Origin of the sequence: Streptomyces sp. Je 1-332 (assembly GCF_040730185.1) — a bacterium.
Taxonomy (GTDB): domain Bacteria; phylum Actinomycetota; class Actinomycetes; order Streptomycetales; family Streptomycetaceae; genus Streptomyces.
Window position 1 is genome coordinate 7,757,694 of record NZ_CP160402.1, and the last position, 18,386, is coordinate 7,776,079.

Sequence of the window (18,386 nt, forward strand, 5' to 3'; positions counted from 1 at the left end):
TACGCGGAGACGGAGGCGCGCACGGTGATCGATCGGACCGGCCTCGCGGACTTCCTCCGGCGCCGCCGGGAGGCGCTGCAACCCGAGGACGTCGGCCTCCCGCGGGGCCCGCGCCGCAGGACGAGCGGGCTGCGGCGGGAGGAAGTGGCCGCCCTGTGCCACATGTCGGCCGACTATTACGCGCGGCTGGAGCGGGAGCGCGGACCCCAGCCGTCCGAGCAGATGATCGCCTCCATGGCGCAAGGCCTCCATCTCTCGCTCGACGAGCGCGACCACCTCTTCCGGCTCGGCGGCCACACCCCGCCCCCGCGGGGCGCGACCGGCGAGCACATCAGCCCCGGGCTGCTGCGTGTCCTCGACCGTCTGCAGGACACCCCCGCGGAGATCGTCACCGAGCTCGGCGAGACACTGCGGCAAACCCCGCTCGGCGTGGCGCTCACCGGTGACCTGACCACCCACGTCGGGCCCGCCCGCAGCCTCGGCTACCGCTGGTTCACCGACCCCGCCACGCGGCAGCTCTATGCCCCGGAAGACCACGCGTTCCTCACCCGGATGTTCGCCTCGGGCCTGCGCGGGGTGGTCACGCTCCGGGGTTCCGGTTCGCGCGCGGCACACTACGCCGATCTCCTGCTGGCTCAGAGCGAGGAGTTCCGGCGGGTGTGGGACGAGCACGAGGTCGGCCTTCGCCCCGCCGAGGTGAAGCATTTCATCCACCCCGAGGTCGGGGCACTGGAGCTGACCTGTCAGACCCTCCTGGATCCGAACCAGTCGCACCTGCTCCTCGTCTACACGGCCGTCCCCGGCAGCGAGAGCCACGAGAAGCTGCGGCTGCTGTCGGTCCTGGGGGCCCAGGCGCTCCGCTGAACGGTCACCATCACCTCGAACGCGCGGCGGCCGACGAGCCGAACGCCCGGGACACATAACCGTCGAGGAGATCCCCGAACCCGTGAGGCGAACCGACTCCCGGAGCCTCGCTCACGACTTCCTCGTCTCCGCCGAGGCAGGCGAGAAAGTCAACGTCGGCCCAGCCGCCCCGGAACAGGACCACGGAGAGTTCAGAGCCCTGGGGCCCGGTGATGTGGATGCCGATGGAGTCCGGGGCCTCCACCCGCGAACGGCTCTGCTCGAGCCGCTGCGGCCAGGCCGCGGCACCGTCCCGCCAGGTGAGTGGCCCTGCCACCAGGCCGACGGCGGTCCACTGCTGCCGACGCGCTTCGAGCTGCGCCGCCGCCTGGTCGAGGTCGATGAGTTGCTCCACAAGGTGATCGTCCCTTACGCCGTACCGCTTCGTTCACCCCTTGCCCTACCGGCCGGAGCGGGGAAGGCAGACAAGCAGGGGGTGTTGGCGGCGAGGTGTCCTGTGGGGGTTAATGGCGTGGTGGGTGTCGTCTGCTGCCGTGTGCCGGTGCGAGAGGCGGGAGTTGCCGGTGAGTTCTGAGTCTTCCGGGGCGTTCGGTTCAGAGGTGCCAGGGGATTCGGAGGGGCCCCTGGGGTCAGAAGGGGCGTTGGAGTCGCTGGAGTCGTCGTGGGCAGCCGATCTCACCGACGGCGTGGCTGCGGGACCCGGGCGGCGGTTCGTCGGCCGCTGCGTGGTCGTCAGCGGGGGAGCCCAGGGGATCGGCGCGGCGACGGCTCGACGGCTCGCGGCGGAAGGGGCCGGAGTCCTGATCGCCGATGTGGACGCCGACGAGGGCGAGCGCACCGCGCGTGCCATCCGGGACGGCGGCGGTCGCGCCGTCTTCCAGGCGTGTGACGTGGCGGAGGAAGAGGCGTGGGCGCGGGCGGTGGCGGCCGCCCGCGCCCGCTTCGGCCCGGTTTCCGGACTCCTCAGCAATGCCTACACGGTGCGCGGCGGCGCGGCCCACGTGATCGAACCGGCCGACTGGCACCGGCAGTTGTCGGTCATGCTGACCGGCGCGTTCCTCGGCGTACGGGCCTGCCTCGACGACCTGCGTGCCACGCGGGGCGCGGTCGTCCTGGTCTCGTCCGTGCACGCGGTCATGGGGCTGCCCGGACGTCCCGCCTACGCGGCGGCGAAGGCGGGCCTGACCGGACTGGCCCGCCAGCTGGCGGTGGAGTACGCACCCGGCGTTCGGGTCAACGCCCTCCTGCCCGGACCCATCCTGACCCGGGCCTGGGACGAGATCGGCGCGGAGGACCGGGCGCGCAGCGTCGAGCAGACCCCGGCGGGCCGCCTGGGCCGCCCGGACGAGGTCGCGGCGAGCGCGGCGTTCCTGCTGAGCGACGAGGCGTCCTTCGTCACCGGTGCCAGTCTTGTGGTGGACGGCGGATGGAGCGTGTACAAGTCCTCCGCCTGAGCCGGCCCACCGGCACGCCGCCGAGCCCCGTACGCCAACTGTCGTGCTGCCCATGGAGGTTCACCTTTGAAGATCACCCGGGTTGAGACGTTCGCGGTGCCGCCGCGCTGGCTGCTGTGCCGTGTGGAGACCGACGAGGGAGTGGTCGGGTGGGGCGAGCCGGTGGTCGAGGGGCGCGCGGCAACGGTGCGTACGGCCGTCGGCGAGCTGGCCGAACTCCTCATCGGCAAGGACCCCTCGGGCATCGAGGACCACTGGCAGGTGATGACGAAGGGGTCCTTCTACCGGGGTGGCCCGGTCCTCTCCAGCGCGGTCGCCGGTCTCGACCAAGCACTGTGGGACATCGCGGGCAAGCGGCTCGGCGTGCCGGTGCACGTACTGCTCGGCGGCCCGGTCCGCGAGCGGGTACGCGCCTACAGCTGGGTGGGCGGTGACAGCCCCGCCCACATCACCGAGCAGGTGACGGCACAGGTCGAGGCGGGTTTCACCGCGGTGAAGATGAACGCGAGCGGCCGCATGAACCCGCTGGCCACCGTCGCCGACATCGACGAGATCGTCACCCGCGCCACCGCGGCCCGCGAAGTCCTCGGCCCCGGACGGGACTTCGCACTCGACTTCCACGGCCGCTTCCACGCCGCGAACGCCCGCCGGCTGCTGCCCCACCTGGCCCCGCTCGCCCCCATGTTCGTCGAGGAACCGCTCCTGCCGGAGTACGGCCACCTGCTGCCCGCCCTGGTCGCGTCCTCACCGGTCCCGATCGCCACTGGCGAGCGCCTGTACTCACGACAGGACGTGCTGCCCGTCCTCGAGGCCGGCGTCGCGGTCCTCCAGCCCGATCTCTCCCACGCGGGCGGCATCTCCGAGGTGCGCCGCATCGCCTCCCTGGCCGAGACCTTCGACACCCTCATCGCCCCGCACTGCCCCCTGGGCCCCGTGGCGCTGGCCGCCAGCCTCCAGATCGCCGTCAGCGTCCCCAACTTCCTCATCCAGGAACAGTCGATCGGCATCCACTACAACACCGGCGCCGACGTCCTGTCCTACCTCGCCGACACCGAGGTGTTCCGCTTCCACCAGGGCCACCTCCTGCGCCCGACGGCACCCGGGCTCGGCATCGAGATCGACGAGACGGCCGTGCGCGCGGCCGACGACAGCGAGGCCGACTGGCACAACCCGGTGTGGCGGCACGAGGACGGCTCGTTCGCCGAGTGGTGAGAGCGCAAAGCCCGCCGTTGTCGGCCTCTACAGAGGCAGGGCGCGCTCGTTCACCACGTGCTTCATGACGAGCGTGGAGCTCAGGCGCTGGACCCCGGGCAGGGTGGCGAGCTTGTCGTCGTACAGCCGCTGGAAGGCGGGCAGGTCCTTGGTGACGATGCGTACGAGATAGTCGGGGTCTCCGAAGAGGCGCTCCGCCTGCAAGATCTCGGGGATCTCGGTGAGGGCGTGCTCGAAGGCGGAGACGGTGTCACGGTCCTCCTGGCGCATGGTGACGAAGACCAGAGCCTCGAAGCTCAGCCCCACGGCGCGCGCGTCCAGGATCGCGCGGTAGCCGCGGACGGCGCCGCTCCGTTCGAGTTCGCGCAGTCGGCGGTGGCACGGGGAGAGGCTCAGCCGTACGCGCGCCGCCAGCTCCGTGACCGTCAGACGGCCATCCTCCTGGAGCTCGGCAAGAATCTTCCGGTCCACATCATCCATGGGGAAGATTCTGCCACTGAGGCTGTCTGAGCTGGCAATACTTGGAAACACTTTTGGCCTATTCGGAACTAATCTCCTACTCAGAACCTGTTCGAGAGGGAGAAGTACGTCGTGGCCGTCAGTTATCACCGCCTTCTGGACGGTCTCAGTCCTGCTCATCCTCGTGCCGGGTGCGGACTGGGCCTACGCGATCAATGCGGGGCTCCGCGATCGGTCCGTGGTCCCGGCCGTGAGTGGCCTGCTGCTCGGCTACCTCGCGCTGACCGCCGTGGTCGCCGCCGGCGTGGCCGCGGTGGTGACGCGGACGCCGTCCGTCCTCACCGCCCTGACGGTCCTAGGCGCCCTCTACCTGGTGTGGCTCGGAGCCACGACACTCGCCCGGCCCGCAGCCGCCGGGACGTCACCCCAGGAGCCAGACGGCGAAGCGGCGGGGGCCCGGGTCCTCAAGGGCGCGGGGATCAGTGGCCTCAACCCCAAGGCGCTGCTGCTGTTCCTGGCTCTGCTGCCGCAGTTCACCGCCCCGCACGGCAGCTGGCCGCTGGCGGCCCAGATCGGCACGCTCGGCCTGGTCCACACGCTCAGCTGCGCCGCGATCTACCTGACCGTGGGCGTCCTCGCGCGCACCATCCTGCGGGCACGCCCCAAGGCCGCGCGCGCCGTCACCCGCGTCTCGGGCGCCGCCATGATTTTGATCGGCGTACTCCTCCTCGCGGAACGCCTCGCGGCCTGAGCGCAAACGGAGGGGGGCTGAGGCGCACACGACACGCCTGAGGCGCACACGTCACGCGGTGCCCTGCTCGCCCCGCCACTCGTGTGCGAGCAGGGACCAGATCTCCATGTCATGGCGGACGCCCTTGTACAGCGACTGCTCGCGCAGGGTGCCGTCCAGGTGCATGCCCATGCGCTGGGCGACGGCTCGGCTGCGGGCGTTCCCCGTGCTGTTCCACCACTCGACGCGGTGCATGCCGCGCTCGCCGAACGCATACGCGATCAGGTGCCGCACCGAGGCGCTGATCAGACCGTGGCCCTCGCCCGCCGGCTCGGCCCACACGCCGATCTCGCAGTTGCCCCTCTCGGCATCGAAACGCACGAACATCACGCCACCGACCAGGACGCCGTCCCGCCAGATCCCGTAGATCCGCCCGGCATCGGCGGCCTGCTTGTCCGCGTAGCTCTGGAGGGTGGCGCGGGCGGAGTCCAGGTCGGTGGAGCGTGAGGCCCAGGGGATCCACGGGTCGGTGTTGGCGCGAGCCCGGTCGATGTGGGCCAGGAACTCGGCGTCCTGCCAGGGCTCCAGCACGCGGAGCTCGGCAGTCTCGGTCAGCGGTATGGCGTACATGACTGGTCCTATGCGGTTGTCCGGCTGGGCGCGCGGGCGGGTGCCCCGATGTCGTGCACCAGGTACGTAACGAACGTTGGGTATGTACTCTAACGGCCATGACGCCGCCCGCCCGTACCGACCATGACGCCCGTAGGACCGAGGTCTCCCAGGCCGTGTGGCGGGTCCTCGCCTCCCATGGTTTCGGCGGCCTCACCCTGCGTGCCGTCGCCGCGGAGATGGGGGCCACCACCGGCCTGCTCACGCACTACTTCCCCAGCAAGCGCGCGCTCCTGAAGCACGCCCTCGAGGTGCTCGACCGGCACTCGGCAGACCGCCCCCGCCCGGCGGCGGAACGGGCCGGTGAGGCGTCCGGTCTGGTGATGCTGCGGGCGACGCTGCTCGACATCCTCCCGCTGGACCCGGAGAGCGCCGCAAGCAACCGCATCTGGGTGGCTTCCTGGGACGTGGCGCTCGCCGATCCGGAGCTGGCTCAAGAGCATGCCGAGCGCTACCGCCGTGCACGCGAGCGGATGGCCCAACACATCGCGCGGGCCCAGGAGTTGGGCGAACTGCCGCTCGGCCCGCGGCCTGATGACACCGCCGCGGCTGCACAGAGCTTTGTACTCGGCCTGGTCGTCCAAGCACTGTTCGCGCCCCGGGAGTTCCCTGCCGAGCGGCAGATCGCGCTGGTCGACGGCTATGTGGCGCGGCTGGGCGACGGACGCCTCGGAGAAGCGCCGGGGTGATGGGAAGCCCCGGAGTGAACCGGGCGGCTCGTCGCGCCGGTCACCGCTGCATCCTCGGGTCGTGCGTCGGGTCGGCGTACATGGGCGGGCAGCCTCGCTCGACAGCCTCGGGGCGTAATTCGTAGTGCCAGGATTCGTTCCGGTAGATCTGGCACAGGCCGTAGCCCGCACCGCGTGCGGACAGCCACGCCGTGGCGGCGGAGTGTCCGATGTCGATCGCGTCCCCCGACACATGGGGAGAGGTGTCCGGCGTGGCCACCCACCGGGCGGCCTTCTCCTTCGAGCCGTACGTCGAGACGGCCTCGCGAAGCAGTTGATCCTGGTACTCCGGGGAACGCCAGCCACTGTTGACGTAGAACGTGACCTTGTCGTCCGCGGCGTCCTTCGCGGCCCGGCGGAGGGCGGCGAGCAGGTCGGGGTCGAGTTCGGCCACGGCCGGCGTCTCGTCGTCGAAGACCGTCACGCCGTCGGGGACGACGCCACTCGCCGCGCCCAGTGACATCGAGGCCGAAGCGGATGAGGACTGCGATGCCTGGCAGCCGACGACGCCCATGAGCGTCGCGCCGCCGATCGCGAGGGCGGCGATGACGGCCGACCGGCCTCGGCGTGCGAAGACGGTCGACCGGCCTCGGCGTGCTGACGTATCCGCCGTCTCTGCTGTTCGTGCTGGTTCGTTGTAGGTCATGTCCGCAGTCAAGGCAGCGCGGTGTTGCCGGCCCGTATGCGGTTTTCGATATGCCGACGATATGCGCCGACTCGTAGCCTCGGAGCATGCGAGTGCTGATCGTCGAGGACGAGCCCTACATGGCGGAGGCCATCCGTGACGGCCTGCGCCTGGAAGCGATCGCGGCCGACATCGCGGGGGACGGCGACACAGCTCTGGAGCTGCTGAGCGTCCATGCCTACGACATCGCCGTCCTGGACCGGGACATCCCCGGGCCCTCCGGTGACGAGGTCGCCAGAAGCATCGTCGGCTCCGGCAGCGGAATGCCGATCCTCATGCTCACCGCCGCCGACCGTCTCGACGACAAGGCCACCGGGTTCGAACTCGGCGCGGACGACTACCTCACGAAGCCGTTCGAGCTCCAGGAACTCGTGCTCAGGCTCAGGGCACTCGACCGCAGGCGTGCGCACAACAGGCCACCCGTGCGGGAGATCTCGGGGCTGCGGCTCGACCCGTTCCGCCGCGAGGTCTACCGCGACGGCCTCTACGTCGCGTTGACCAGGAAGCAGTTCGCCGTGCTCGAAGTGCTGGTCGCCGCCGAGGGCGGGGTCGTCAGCGCCGAGGAGCTTCTGGAGCGGGCCTGGGACGAGAACGCGGACCCGTTCACCAACGCCGTACGCATCACGGTCTCGGCGCTGCGCAAGCGGCTCGGCGAGCCGTGGCTCATCGCCACGGTGCCCGGGGCCGGATACCGCATCGGCACTCAGCCGGAGCGCGGACGTGAGGGAGCGGAGCATGGATAGGACGCCCGGGTTGAGCGTGCGCTTCAAGCTCACCCTCAGCTACGCCGGCTTCCTCATGCTGGCCGGTGGTCTGCTGCTCGCGGCGGTGTGGATGTTCCTCCTTCGATACGTCCCTGATCGCGCGATGCTCTACGACCCCGATGTCAGACCACACGGGGTCTTTCCCGTACGGTCCGTTCTTCTGGACGTCTTCGTTCCGAGAGCGGCCGCCGTCATGGCGTTCTTGCTGGTGTTCGGCCTCGTGGGCGGGTGGATCCTGGCCGGCCGGATGCTCGCACCGCTGACCCGGATCACCGATGCCACCGGCATGGCCACCAAGGGGAAGCTCTCCCACCGGATCCGGCTGCCCGGCCGCAGGGACGAGTTCCGGGAACTCGCCGACGCCTTCGACATGATGCTCGAAAAGCTGGAGGCGCACGTCGCGGAACAGCGGAGGTTCGCGGCCAACGCCTCGCACGAACTGCGCACCCCCCTGGCGATCTCACAGGCGCTGCTCGACGTGGCGCGCACCGATCCGACACAGGATCTCAGTGAGACCGTCGAGCGGCTGCACGCCGTCAACGCCCGGGCCATCGACCTCACCGAGGCGCTGCTCGTGCTCAGCCGCGCCGACCAGACGTCGTACGCGCCGGAGCCCGTCGACCTGTCCCTGCTCGCGGAAGAGGCCACCGAGACGCTGCTGCCGCTCGCCGAGCGGCGCGGTGTCACCATCGAGACCTCCGGCGACAACGCCCCGGCCTTCGGATCGGCGGCGCTCCTGCTGCAGTTGACGACGAACCTCGTGCACAACGCGATCGTGCACAACCTGCCCGAGAAGGGCACGGTGCGGGTCGAGACCGACGCCGGCCCCGAGAGCGTGGTGCTCACGGTCGAGAACAGCGGCGAGAAGCTCTCCCCGCGTCTGGTCTCGACTCTCACCGAGCCCTTCCGGCGCGGCGCCGAACGCATTCACGGCGACCACGAGCACGAGGGTGTCGGCCTCGGTCTGGCCATCGTCAAGCGGATCACCGAAGTGCACGAAGGCACCCTCACCATCTCCCCCCGTCCGGCGGGAGGCCTCCGTATCTGCGTTCAACTGCCCGCACCGCCAGCACATTTCACCAAGAGGACGTCCGACCAGTGAGTGAAGCGACACGAGAAGTCATGGCTGCGCGGCCTCAGGTCGATGCCGAGGAGCGGGCCGAGGTCCTGGGCACCGGGGAGACCGGCCGCTCCCGGCCGGGCCCATGGAGGCGCGGCCCGGTGTTCGCCGCGCTGGCGCTGCTGCTCGGCCTGCTCATGCTGCTGCACGCGAAGATCACGGACCGGGGTGGCCTCGGCAGCCTCGTGGAGACGTTCCTGCCGTGGTTCGGCCTGTTCGTCCCGGTGCTGCTCGCCGGGGCGCTGTGGCGCCGCTCCGCCTCGGCGTTGCTCGCGCTGTTGCTGCCGGTCGTGGTGTGGCTGAGCCTCTTCGGCGGGCTGCTCATCGGCGGGTCCAAGGAGGGCGGCGACCTCACCGTGGTCAGCCACAACGTCAACGCCGAGAACCCCGACCCGGCAGGCACCGCGCGCGACCTGGCCGCCTCCGGGGCGGACCTGCTGGCCTTGGAGGAGATGACCCCGCAGGCCACGGTCACGTACGAGAAGGAGCTGGCGAAGGCGTACCCGCACCACGTGGTGAAGGGCACCGTCGGGCTGTGGAGCAAGCTGCCGCTGTCGGACACCCGGGCGGTCGACGTCGTGCGGGGCGATGTCGGCCCGCTGGCGAGAACGCCTCCGGCCGACCATCCGAAGGACCCGCCCCGGGCGCTGCGCGCCACGGTGGCCACGGACCAGGGGCCGCTCGCGGTGTACGTGGTGCACCTGGGTTCCGTGCGGCTGCAGCCCAGGAACGGCTTCTGGACGGACTCGCGCGACTTCGGCGCGGACGCCCTCGCCAAGGCCGTCGCCGCCGAGCGCAACGAGCGGATGGTGGTCCTCGGCGACCTGAACGGCACCACGGACGACCGCGCGCTCGACGCCCTCACCTCGCAGCTTCACTCGGCCCAGGACGCGGCGGGCGACGGCTTCGGGTTCACCTGGCCCGCGTCCTTCCCGATGGCGCGGATCGATCAGATCCTGGTCAGGGGCGTGCAGCCGGAGAGCTCGTGGGTCCTGCCGGACACCGAAAGCGATCACTTGCCTGTGGGGGCCGGGATCAGCTGGTGAGCACCGGACGTTGGTGGACGATGGGGCGGCTTGCCCTTCGCCGTGGACGAGGTACGAGAGTGACAGGAGGCGGCCGCTGTGGCGCGGACCGAGGAGACCCCGCAGGAGCAGGCAGCGGCCTGGGCCTCGCTGTTCCGGGGGCCGGGTCCTTCGGCGGGGCTGCGCGGGGCGTGGGCGCATGGTCTCGCCCGCAACCCGGCCGCACCGGACGACCTGCGGGGCGGCCTTCTCGGGCTGTCGCATCACCTGCTGTGGCGCCGCCTGCCGACCGCGGTGGTGGAGGCGGCCATAACCCATCCGGACTGGAAAATACGGACGTTGCTGGCCGAAGCACAGCCGGGCCTCACGGCCGACCAGTGGAGCCGCCTGATCCTCGGCGAAGCCGACTCCCGGCGCCGGTGGATCCTCACCATGATCGCGGTGGACCGGCGCGTCGAGGTCGGCGGCGCCGCGCACCGGGAGCTCGCCGCCGACCCGTCCTCCCAGATCCGTGAGGAGGCCGCTCGCCTCACGGGACTGCCCGTGCGGCTCCTGACCGCGCTGGCCACCGACCCCGAACCGCCGGTGCGGGCCGCTGCCTGCCGCGAGGCGTGGCCCCATCTCGACGACGCTCGGCGGCAGGGGCTGCTGGCCGACCCCGACGGCAAGGTCCGCGCGACGGCGTTGCTGCGCCACCACCAGGATCACCCGCTGTCCCGAGCGGTCTACGAGGACGAGGGATTCACGGATGACGCGGTGGCGAGCTGTTGGCTGGAGCGCGAACTCGCCGAACACCTGGCCCACCACGGGGACGCGTCCCGGCGTGGCTCCCTGGCGAGCAATCCGCGTCTGGCACCGGACCTTGTCGCCCTCCTCGCCCAGGACCCTGACGAGGACGTTCGCTCCATGGTGGCCAGGCGCCCCGACCTCACCGAGGAGCAGCGGGCGGCCATACCCATCACCTTCGATGCTGGCGGCCATCACCACGCGCTCGACTGGGTCCAGGCGCTGCATCACGACCCCTCAGCCATGCGCCGCCTCGCTTTCTCCACCCACCCCCTCGTGCGCAGGAGCGTCGCCCGTGCCCGCCGCCTGCCACCGGACGTCGTCGACGTGCTGGCCCGGGACGAGGACCGAGTCGTGCGCCTCTTCCTCGCCGAGTCCTGCGACGACGCACCCGCCCACATGCTCCTGGAGGTGTGGCAGTGGTGGACCGGCAGCCTGAGCACACCCGACCGCCCGCACGGACACCCGAACTTCCCCCGCAGCGGCCTTCTGCGCTACACCGACGACGAGAACCCCCGCATGCGCCGGCTGGCCCTGGACGACCCGGAGTCGACGCCCGAGCTGGTGGAGCGGTTCAGCCGGGACACCAGCGAGGAAGTGCGCTGCCGAGCGGCCACCGACCCCCGGCTGAGCGCGCCGTCGGCCACCCGTCTCCTCGACGACCCGCACGATTCCGTACGCCACGCTGCCGCGCGGCACCCGCGGCTGCCCGCGCGGGTGCTGGTTCGGTTGCTCGGGGACAGGAGCACCGCGGAGGACGCGGCCATGCATCCCTGCCTGCCCGTCGACGTCATGCGACAGATGATCGAACGCCTCCAGGGCTGACGGGCCGCCTCAGCGTCCTGGGGTGCGTGAGCGGTGGGCCGCGATGCCGGTGAGGGTTGGTTCGATTTCCGGGTGCAGGACCAGCGCGTCGTCGTAGTCGCCGCGGTGTTCGTGGCGGTAGGGGAGAGGCTCGGTGAACGGCAGGGCGCGGAGTCGCTCGCGCAGTTCGGCCGTGCGGTCGCGGTAGCCGGCCGCGTCGAGGCGGTCGGCTCCGTAGACGACGTACGGCGGGAGCGCGTCCATCCCCGTGTACCAGAAGGTGCCGTGCAGCACGGGGAAGAGCACCTCGTCCAGCTGCCCGTGGATCCCCCGCGGCCCGAAGCCGGACTCCCGCGCGCCGACCGAGGTGATGACCATGGCGCGCTTGCCCGCGAGGCCGCCGTCGCCGTAGCGCAGAGTCCGCCCCGCGTGGTCCTGGAGTCCGAAGGCGAAGCCCTGCACCAGCACCCGGTCGAACCACCCCTTGAGGATGGCGGGCGGTCCGAACCACCACAGCGGGAACTGGAAGACCAATGTGTCGGCCCAGGCGATCTTCTCCTGCTCGGCGGCGATGTCGTCCCTCAACTCGGCTGCGCTGTAAGCATGTTCCTGCTCGGCACCGACCAGGAGCCGGCCGTCCGTCTCGCGGTCGAAGTCACCGGAGTCCACGACCGGCTTCCAGTTCATCGCGTAGAGATCGGACTCGCGGACCTCGTGCCCGAGATCACGCAGTTCCTGGATCCCCTCGTCACGCAGCGAGCCGTTGAGGGATTGCGGTTCGGGGTGTGCGAATACCCAAAGAATCTTCATGCCATCGATCCTGCGCCGCGGCAGGGCGGGGGACGAGTGGCCAGATGGCCAGGGAGTGCAAGGATCTGGCCAAGGGGGCGTCCGGGGGCTTGGGCAGCTTGGTCGCCGTCGCGTGGGGTGCGGCCGGCTCAGCCATCCACGCGCGTGCTCTCCCGCACCACCAGTTCGTATCCCGCGGTGAGCCGCGTGTGGGGGGCCATCGTGCCCGCGTCGATTCTGCGGAGCAGTGCGTCCACGGCCAGCTCCGCGATGCCTCGTTTGTCGGGGGCGATGGTGGTCAGGCTCGGCACGCTGTAGCGGGATTCCTCCACGTCGTCGAAGCCGACCACGGCCAGGTCGTCCGGGACCCGCAGGCCGTGCTCGTGCGCCACCCGCAGCGCTCCGGAGGCCAGCATGTCGTTGAAGCAGAAGACCGCGTCAGGCGGATCGTCCAGCTTCAGTAGGGTGTGCATCGCCGCGGCTCCGGCGGCTCGGGTGAACGACCGTGTGCCCGGCGCGAGTTGCGGGTCGTGTGGGACGCCGACCGCGTGCAGGGCGGTCAGATAGCCGTGCATGCGCTGGACCGTCGTCGCGTGGGCGGGTCCCGCGGGCTGGCCGATGACGGCGACGCGGCGTCGGCCGAGGGACAAGAGGTGGTCGGTGGCCTCGCGTGCCGCCGCCGAGTTGTCTATCAGTACGTGGTCCGCGGGGATCTCGTACGACTGCTCGCCCAGGAGTACGAGCGGTACGCGGCCTTCGCGGGCGGCGAGAAGCTGCTCGTCGAGGCGGAGCGGGCTGAGCAGCACGCCGTCGATGAGCGGGTCGCTGAGCCCGCAGGCGATACGGAGCTCCTCGTCCGCGTTGCCCCCGGTGTCCTCGATGAGCACGGTGCAACCGCGCTTCTTCGCGGCCGCGATGACCTGCGCGGCCAGCTCGGCGAAGTACGGTGCGACGAGTTCGGGCACGGCGAGGGCGATGATGCCGCTGCGTCCGGTGCGCAAGTGCCGTGCGGAGGCGTTGGGTTGGTAGCCGAGGTCGGCGATGGCCCGCAGGACGCGCTCGCGTGTCCGGTCGGCGACCCTGATCTCGCCGCGGACGACATTCGACACGGTCTTGATCGATACCCCGGCGCGCTCCGCGACGTCCTTCAGGCGGGTGCCTGCCACCGCGTTCTCCTTCCCCCTGACTCCCCCGACAGCAGCAGCGTACGTCATGGTCCAACGTTGTAACCGGTGCGGGCGGGCGGCCTTTCGCGTAGTACGTGAACAGGTAATGCGGGCCCAGGTGTTGACGTCGTATTGCCAGCTGAGTACAACGTTGTAAACGCAGCCAGCGGACACAATGTGCCGCTGTCGCCGACGTGCATTTCAACGTTGTACTCGTCTCACGCCTTGCCTGCCTTGCCAGTCTTGTCCGCCGTGGAAGGACGCATGCCCATGCGGGACCGCATACCGACCCCGTCACCGCCCGCCCCCTCCCGCCGCCGTGTGCTGCGCGGAGGGCTCGCGCTCGGTGCGGCCGGAGCCGCCGCGCTCACCGTCGGCGGCTGCGGCAGCACCATCGCGCAGGGGTTCACCGGCGGTGCGCCGTCGCCGTCCCGGCTGAACTTCTGGAACCCGTTCACCGGCGGTGACGGCGAGCGGATGCTGGCGATGCAGGACGCCTACCGGGCCACACACCGCTCGACCGAGCTGAAATCGGCGACGTTCCTGTGGGGCAACCCGTACTACACGAAGCTCACCCTCGCCACGCTCGGCGATCGGCCGCCGCAGGTCGCGGTGGTCCATCTGTCGAAGCTGCCCACGCTCGCCGAGGCCGGCCTGCTCACGGAACTGCACTCCGAGGATCTGGCGCGGCATGGTCTCACCGAGGACAAGTTCGACGCACGGCCCTGGCGGAAGTCCCAGTTCGGCGGGGCGCCGCACGCCGTGCCCCTCGACACGCATCCCTTCGTCCTCTTCTTCCGCACGGACATCGCCAAGAAGGCCGGACTGCTTGACGGACAGGGCCAGTTGGTGGACGTGGACGGGCCCGACGCCTTCATCGACGCCTTGCGCGCGGCGAAGGAGGTGACCGGCGCCTGGGGCGGTTCGGTGGCCTCGGTGAAGGAGTCCTCGATGCAGTTCCGCCTGTTCTGGTCGCTGTACCGGCAGCTCGGCGGCGGCGACCTCGTGGCCGACCAAGGCAAGCGGGTGGTCATCGACACCGCCGCCGCGGCCGAGGCGCTCGCGTACATCCGGCGCCTCAGCCAGGAGAAGGTGATCCCGGCGAACACCGACGGGAAGGGCGCCATCACGCTCCTGACCACCGGCAAGGCCGGCTTCCTGATGGACGGTGTCTGGCAGGCTCTCGCGGTCCAGTCGGCGAAGGTGAAGTTCGACATGCGGCCCCTGCCGCGCGTCTTCAAGGACGCGCCCTACGCCTGCGCCGCCGACTCGCACGCCCTGGTGCTGCCGAAGGCGCCCACCGGGACGGCCCAACGCCTGGATCTCTCCCTGGGGTTCATCGCCTCGATGCTGCACTCCAGCAAGCTGTGGGCCGAGGGCGGTCACGTCCCCGCCTGGCTGCCGACGCAGCGTTCACGCGCGTACAAGGAACTGGTTCCGCAGTCGCACTACGCCACGGCCGCCGACGGCGCGGTCTATGACCCGGCCGCCTGGTACGGCGGCGCGGGAAGCACCCTGCAGATCGTGGTGGGCGACGCCGTGACCTCCGTCTTCACCGGCGACACCAGCCCCACCGCGGGCGCCGCGCGGATGCGTCGCGACCTGCGGGAACTGGCGTCGCGCCCCGCTCCGGTGTGACCGGCCCACCCTCTCCCGCCGCTCGGCCCCGCCCGCTCCACCTGCCCCCGGATCCCGTACGCCTTGACCGAAAGGCCGAACCGTGGCCACGACGACCGCTCCCTCCCCGACGTCCAGCAGAGGCGACCGCTGGGCAGGACCGGGAATGCTGCTGCCCTTCGCCCTCTTCTACCTGGTGTTCCTGGTGGGACCGCTCATCTACACCGTGGTGGCCGGATTCTTCGAGACGAGCCTGCTCAAGAGCGGCCTCGGTGACTTCGCGGGCCTCTCGAACTACTCGGCGGTCCTCGGCGACGCGGAATTCTGGCGGACCCTGCGCAACACGCTGTGGTTCACGGTCCTGACGACCGTGCCCCTCGTACTGCTCAGCCTTGCCCTCGCGCTGCTCGCCGACCGGTTCGTGCGCGGCCGTTGGTTCTTCAGGTTCGCGTTCTTCGCGCCGTTCGTGCTGCCGTCCGCGGTCGTCTCGCTGCTCTTCATGTTCATCTACGCCGACCAACTGGGCCTGGCCCAGGAGGTGGTGACGTGGTTCGGCGTGGAAACCCCGCCGTCCTGGCTCGGTGACCCGGACTGGGCGATGATCTCCATCGCCGCCGCCACGGTGTGGTGGACGATCGGTTTCAACTTCGTGCTCTACCTGGCCGGTCTGCAGGACGTGCCGCGCGAGGTGCACGAGGCGGCCGCCATCGACGGCGCCGGGCCCTGGCAGCGCATCCGGCACGTGGTCGTGCCGATGCTCGGCCGTACGACGACGCTGGTGACGGTGTTGCAGATCATCGCCTCGCTGAAGGTCTTCGACCAGATCTACATGATGACCAACGGCGGCCCCGACGGCAGCACCCGCCCTTCGCTCCAGCTCATCTACGACACCGGGTTCGTCGAGGGCCGCGTGGGCTACGCCTCGACCGTGTCGCTGCTCCTGTTCCTGGTGATCCTGTTCGTCTCCCTCGTCTGGTTCGCCCTCGTACGCCGCGCCGAGAAGGAGAACTGACCATGACCGCGATCGCCACGCGACCCGAGACGGAACAGTGCGGCGGTACCGCGCCACCGGCTCCACGCCGCGACTCGGAGCGCCTGTTCAACCGGGTGGCGCTCGGTTCGCTCATCGCTCTCGCGCTGCTGTGGCTGGTCCCGCTGGCGTGGGCGCTCGCCACGTCGGTGCGGCCCGCGCAGGAGGTCGTCACCGATCCCACCGGGTGGTTCACCGCGCACCCGACCCTGGACGCGTACGGGGAGATCTTCGACGCGGGCAAGCTGCCCTACTGGTACGCCAACAGCTTCATCACCTCGACCCTCACCACGGTCCTCACGGTGGTCATGGCGTCCCTGGCGGCTTTCGCCCTGTCGCAGACGCGGTTCAGGCTGCGCCGGGCCGCGTTCGTGCTGCTGCTCGCCGGGATCATGATCCCGGGCCAGGTCCTGATGATCCCGCAGTTCCTCGCGCTCCAGTCGGCGGGCCTGCTGAACACGTACTGGGGCGTCGTGCTGCCCCAAGTCCCCAATGTGGTGGCCGTGTTCGTCTTCAAGCAGTTCTTCGACGGGATCCCGCGGGAGCTGATCGACGCGGCACGCGCCGACGGCGCGGGCTGGCTGCGCATCTACTGGCAGATCGTGATGCCGATCTCCCGCCCGGCCGTATCCGCCGTCACGATCTTCGTGTTCGTCGGCGTCTGGAACAACTTCCTGTGGCCGCTGCTCGTGGTGACCGACCCCGAGATGATGACGCTGCCCGTCGGACTCACCTCCGTCCAGGACGTGTTCGGCGTCCCCTACGCCCAGCTCATGGCGTCCGCCGTGCTCGGCGCGATCCCACTGCTCGCCGTCTTCGCGCTGTTCCAGCGCCGCATCGTCGAGGGCATCGCAGGCACCGGCCTCAAGTAGCCCACCCCTCACCCGAGTCAGAGACCGCACCACAGAGAGGCACCGCAACATGCCGCACACCGCACGGTTCGTCATCGACCCGGAGTTCAGCGTCGGAGACGTCGACCCGCGCCTGTACGGAACCTTCGTCGAGCACATGGGACGCTGCGTCTACACCGGCATCCACGATCCCGAGCACCCCACCGCGGACGCCGACGGATTCCGCGGCGACGTCGCCGAGCTGGTCCGCGAACTGGGCACAGGCCTCGTGCGCTACCCCGGCGGCAACTTCGTCTCCGGCTACCACTGGGAGGACGGCGTCGGCCCGGTCGCCGACCGCCCGCGCCGGCTCGACCTGGCCTGGCGCTCCATCGAGACCAACCGTGTCGGCACCAACGAATTCCTCGGCTGGGCACGTCAGTTGGGCCTCGACCCGATGATGGCCGTGAACCTCGGAACGCGCGGGATCGACGCAGCCCGCGCCCTGGTCGAGTACTGCAACCACCCGAGCGGCACGGCCTGGTCGGACCTGCGCATCAAGCACGGCGTGAGCGAACCGCACGGCGTGAAGCTGTGGTGCCTGGGCAACGAGATGGACGGTCCGTGGCAGACCGGCCACAAGTCGGCCACCGAGTACGGGCGGCTGGCCGCAGAGGCCGGAAAGGCGATGCGTCAGGTCGACCCGTCCATCGAGCTCGTCGCGTGCGGCAGCTCCAACTCACGGATGCCGACCTTCGGCACCTGGGAGCGAGAGGTCCTGGAACAGACCTACGACGAGGTCGACTACCTCTCCCTGCACGCCTACTACGAGGAGTTCGACGGCGACCGCGCCAGCTTCCTCGCCTCAGGGGCGCACATGGACCAGTACATCCGCGACGTCGTGTCGACCGCCGATCACGTGCGGGCGGTGCGGGGCGCCAAGAAGCACATCAAGCTCTCCTTCGACGAGTGGAACGTCTGGTACGCCGCCCGCTTCCCCGGCGAGCGCAACCTGGAGACCGCCGAGACGCCCCGGCTCATCGAGGACACGTACAGCGTGACGGACGCCGCCGTGGTCGGCTCGCTGCTCATCACACTGCTGCGCAACGCCGACCGGGTGGCCGTCGCCTGCCTGGCCCAGCTGGTCAACGTCATCGCGCCCATCCGCACCGAGCCCGGCGGCGCCAGCTGGCGCCAGACCATCTTCCACCCCTTCGCCCAGGCGGCCCGCTTCGCCACCGGACGCGTGCTGCGCACCGACGCCACCGGCCCGCGCATCGACACACCTCAGTACGGGGACGTATCCGCACTGGACACCGTGGTCACGCACGACGAGGAGACGGGCGCGCTCACCGTCCTCGCCGTCAACCGTGACCAGGAGCAGCCGCTGCGCCTGGAGGCCGCGCTGCGCGGGGCCGCCGCCGGATACCGCGTCGTGGAGCACCTGATCCTCGCCGACCAGGACCCGGACGCGGTCAACACCGAGGCGGAACCGGACAGGGTGGCGCCGCGCCGAGCGACCGAAACGCACCTCACCACCGAGGGAGCGCTGACGGCCGAGCTGCCGCCGGTCTCCTGGAACGTCATCCGGCTCGCACCCCGACAGAACTGACCACAGCACGCCGTTCGCTCCCCACCACCACAGAGTCAGGAG

The 18,386-nt window shown here is 70.5% G+C and carries 19 protein-coding genes; 13 read left to right on the forward strand and 6 right to left on the reverse strand.

Going from position 1 to position 18,386, the window contains the following annotated elements; genetic code table 11:
* The first annotated feature begins 24 nt into the window (after window positions 1-24).
* Complete coding sequence (locus ABXJ52_RS34905) at window positions 25-864, forward strand: helix-turn-helix transcriptional regulator (protein ID WP_367047817.1); 840 nt, start codon at window positions 25-27, stop codon at window positions 862-864.
* A gap of 10 nt (window positions 865-874) precedes the next feature.
* Here ABXJ52_RS34905 and ABXJ52_RS34910 read toward each other — a convergent pair whose 3' ends face one another.
* A complete protein-coding gene (locus ABXJ52_RS34910; RefSeq protein WP_367047820.1) occupies window positions 875-1,258 on the reverse strand; it encodes a hypothetical protein in 384 nt (127 codons plus the stop codon).
* 331 nt (window positions 1,259-1,589) lie between these two features.
* Here ABXJ52_RS34910 and ABXJ52_RS34915 point away from each other — a divergent pair, with 331 nt between their 5' ends.
* Both ABXJ52_RS34915 and dgoD read left to right on the forward strand, forming a co-directional pair.
* Window positions 1,590-2,318, forward strand: a complete 729-nt coding sequence (locus ABXJ52_RS34915; RefSeq protein ID WP_367049467.1) for an SDR family NAD(P)-dependent oxidoreductase — start codon at window positions 1,590-1,592, stop codon at window positions 2,316-2,318.
* A gap of 66 nt (window positions 2,319-2,384) precedes the next feature.
* The gene (gene dgoD, locus ABXJ52_RS34920) at window positions 2,385-3,530 is read left to right on the forward strand and encodes a galactonate dehydratase (RefSeq protein ID WP_367047823.1); all 1,146 of its coding nucleotides are present in this window, start codon (window positions 2,385-2,387) and stop codon (window positions 3,528-3,530) included.
* A 27-nt stretch (window positions 3,531-3,557) separates the two neighbouring features.
* On the opposite strand, the gene ABXJ52_RS34925 is transcribed toward dgoD, so the two are convergent.
* On the reverse strand, window positions 3,558-4,010 hold the full coding sequence (locus tag ABXJ52_RS34925; RefSeq protein ID WP_367047826.1) for an Lrp/AsnC family transcriptional regulator: 453 nt from the start codon (window positions 4,008-4,010) through the stop codon (window positions 3,558-3,560).
* A 124-nt stretch (window positions 4,011-4,134) separates the two neighbouring features.
* Between ABXJ52_RS34925 and ABXJ52_RS34930 the strand changes: the two genes are divergently transcribed.
* Entirely contained in the window at window positions 4,135-4,740 is a 606-nt protein-coding gene (locus ABXJ52_RS34930; RefSeq protein ID WP_367049468.1) for a LysE family translocator, read from the forward strand.
* Window positions 4,741-4,791: 51 nt separating this feature from the next.
* On the opposite strand, the gene ABXJ52_RS34935 is transcribed toward ABXJ52_RS34930, so the two are convergent.
* Window positions 4,792-5,349, reverse strand: coding sequence for a GNAT family protein (locus ABXJ52_RS34935; protein ID WP_367047829.1), 558 nt, complete (start codon window positions 5,347-5,349; stop codon window positions 4,792-4,794).
* A 98-nt stretch (window positions 5,350-5,447) separates the two neighbouring features.
* Here ABXJ52_RS34935 and ABXJ52_RS34940 point away from each other — a divergent pair, with 98 nt between their 5' ends.
* A complete protein-coding gene (locus ABXJ52_RS34940; protein WP_367047831.1) occupies window positions 5,448-6,077 on the forward strand; it encodes a TetR family transcriptional regulator C-terminal domain-containing protein in 630 nt (209 codons plus the stop codon).
* A 40-nt stretch (window positions 6,078-6,117) separates the two neighbouring features.
* Here ABXJ52_RS34940 and ABXJ52_RS34945 read toward each other — a convergent pair whose 3' ends face one another.
* A complete protein-coding gene (locus tag ABXJ52_RS34945; protein ID WP_367047834.1) occupies window positions 6,118-6,762 on the reverse strand; it encodes a M15 family metallopeptidase in 645 nt (214 codons plus the stop codon).
* An 86-nt stretch (window positions 6,763-6,848) separates the two neighbouring features.
* On the opposite strand from ABXJ52_RS34945, the gene ABXJ52_RS34950 reads away from it, so the two are divergent.
* The 4 genes from ABXJ52_RS34950 to ABXJ52_RS34965 all read left to right on the forward strand — a co-directional run bounded on the left by ABXJ52_RS34950 (window position 6,849) and on the right by ABXJ52_RS34965 (window position 11,321).
* A complete protein-coding gene (locus ABXJ52_RS34950; protein ID WP_367047836.1) occupies window positions 6,849-7,544 on the forward strand; it encodes a response regulator transcription factor in 696 nt (231 codons plus the stop codon).
* Window positions 7,537-8,667 (forward strand): HAMP domain-containing sensor histidine kinase, encoded by a 1,131-nt coding sequence (locus tag ABXJ52_RS34955; RefSeq protein WP_367047838.1) that lies wholly within the window; start codon window positions 7,537-7,539, stop codon window positions 8,665-8,667. The genes ABXJ52_RS34950 and ABXJ52_RS34955 overlap by 8 nt, the downstream gene beginning before the upstream one ends.
* Window positions 8,668-8,687: 20 nt before the next feature.
* Window positions 8,688-9,731, forward strand: coding sequence for an endonuclease/exonuclease/phosphatase family protein (locus ABXJ52_RS34960; protein ID WP_367047840.1), 1,044 nt, complete (start codon window positions 8,688-8,690; stop codon window positions 9,729-9,731).
* 78 nt (window positions 9,732-9,809) lie between these two features.
* Window positions 9,810-11,321 (forward strand): PE-PGRS family protein, encoded by a 1,512-nt coding sequence (locus ABXJ52_RS34965; protein WP_367047842.1) that lies wholly within the window; start codon window positions 9,810-9,812, stop codon window positions 11,319-11,321.
* A 9-nt stretch (window positions 11,322-11,330) separates the two neighbouring features.
* Here the strand turns inward: ABXJ52_RS34965 and ABXJ52_RS34970 are convergent, their stop codons facing one another.
* Window positions 11,331-12,110, reverse strand: coding sequence for an NAD(P)H-dependent oxidoreductase (locus tag ABXJ52_RS34970; protein WP_367047844.1), 780 nt, complete (start codon window positions 12,108-12,110; stop codon window positions 11,331-11,333).
* Between the two features lie 128 nt (window positions 12,111-12,238).
* Window positions 12,239-13,255 (reverse strand): LacI family DNA-binding transcriptional regulator, encoded by a 1,017-nt coding sequence (locus tag ABXJ52_RS34975; protein ID WP_367047846.1) that lies wholly within the window; start codon window positions 13,253-13,255, stop codon window positions 12,239-12,241.
* Between the two features lie 270 nt (window positions 13,256-13,525).
* Between ABXJ52_RS34975 and ABXJ52_RS34980 the strand changes: the two genes are divergently transcribed.
* The 4 genes from ABXJ52_RS34980 to ABXJ52_RS34995 all read left to right on the forward strand — a co-directional run bounded on the left by ABXJ52_RS34980 (window position 13,526) and on the right by ABXJ52_RS34995 (window position 18,344).
* Window positions 13,526-14,893 (forward strand): extracellular solute-binding protein, encoded by a 1,368-nt coding sequence (locus ABXJ52_RS34980; RefSeq protein WP_367047848.1) that lies wholly within the window; start codon window positions 13,526-13,528, stop codon window positions 14,891-14,893.
* A gap of 82 nt (window positions 14,894-14,975) precedes the next feature.
* Window positions 14,976-15,884, forward strand: a complete 909-nt coding sequence (locus tag ABXJ52_RS34985) for a sugar ABC transporter permease (RefSeq protein WP_367047850.1) — start codon at window positions 14,976-14,978, stop codon at window positions 15,882-15,884.
* A gap of 2 nt (window positions 15,885-15,886) precedes the next feature.
* Entirely contained in the window at window positions 15,887-16,774 is an 888-nt protein-coding gene (locus tag ABXJ52_RS34990; RefSeq protein ID WP_367047852.1) for a carbohydrate ABC transporter permease, read from the forward strand.
* Window positions 16,775-16,823: 49 nt separating this feature from the next.
* On the forward strand, window positions 16,824-18,344 hold the full coding sequence (locus tag ABXJ52_RS34995) for an alpha-N-arabinofuranosidase (RefSeq protein WP_367047854.1): 1,521 nt from the start codon (window positions 16,824-16,826) through the stop codon (window positions 18,342-18,344).
* The last annotated feature ends 42 nt before the right edge of the window (window positions 18,345-18,386 follow it).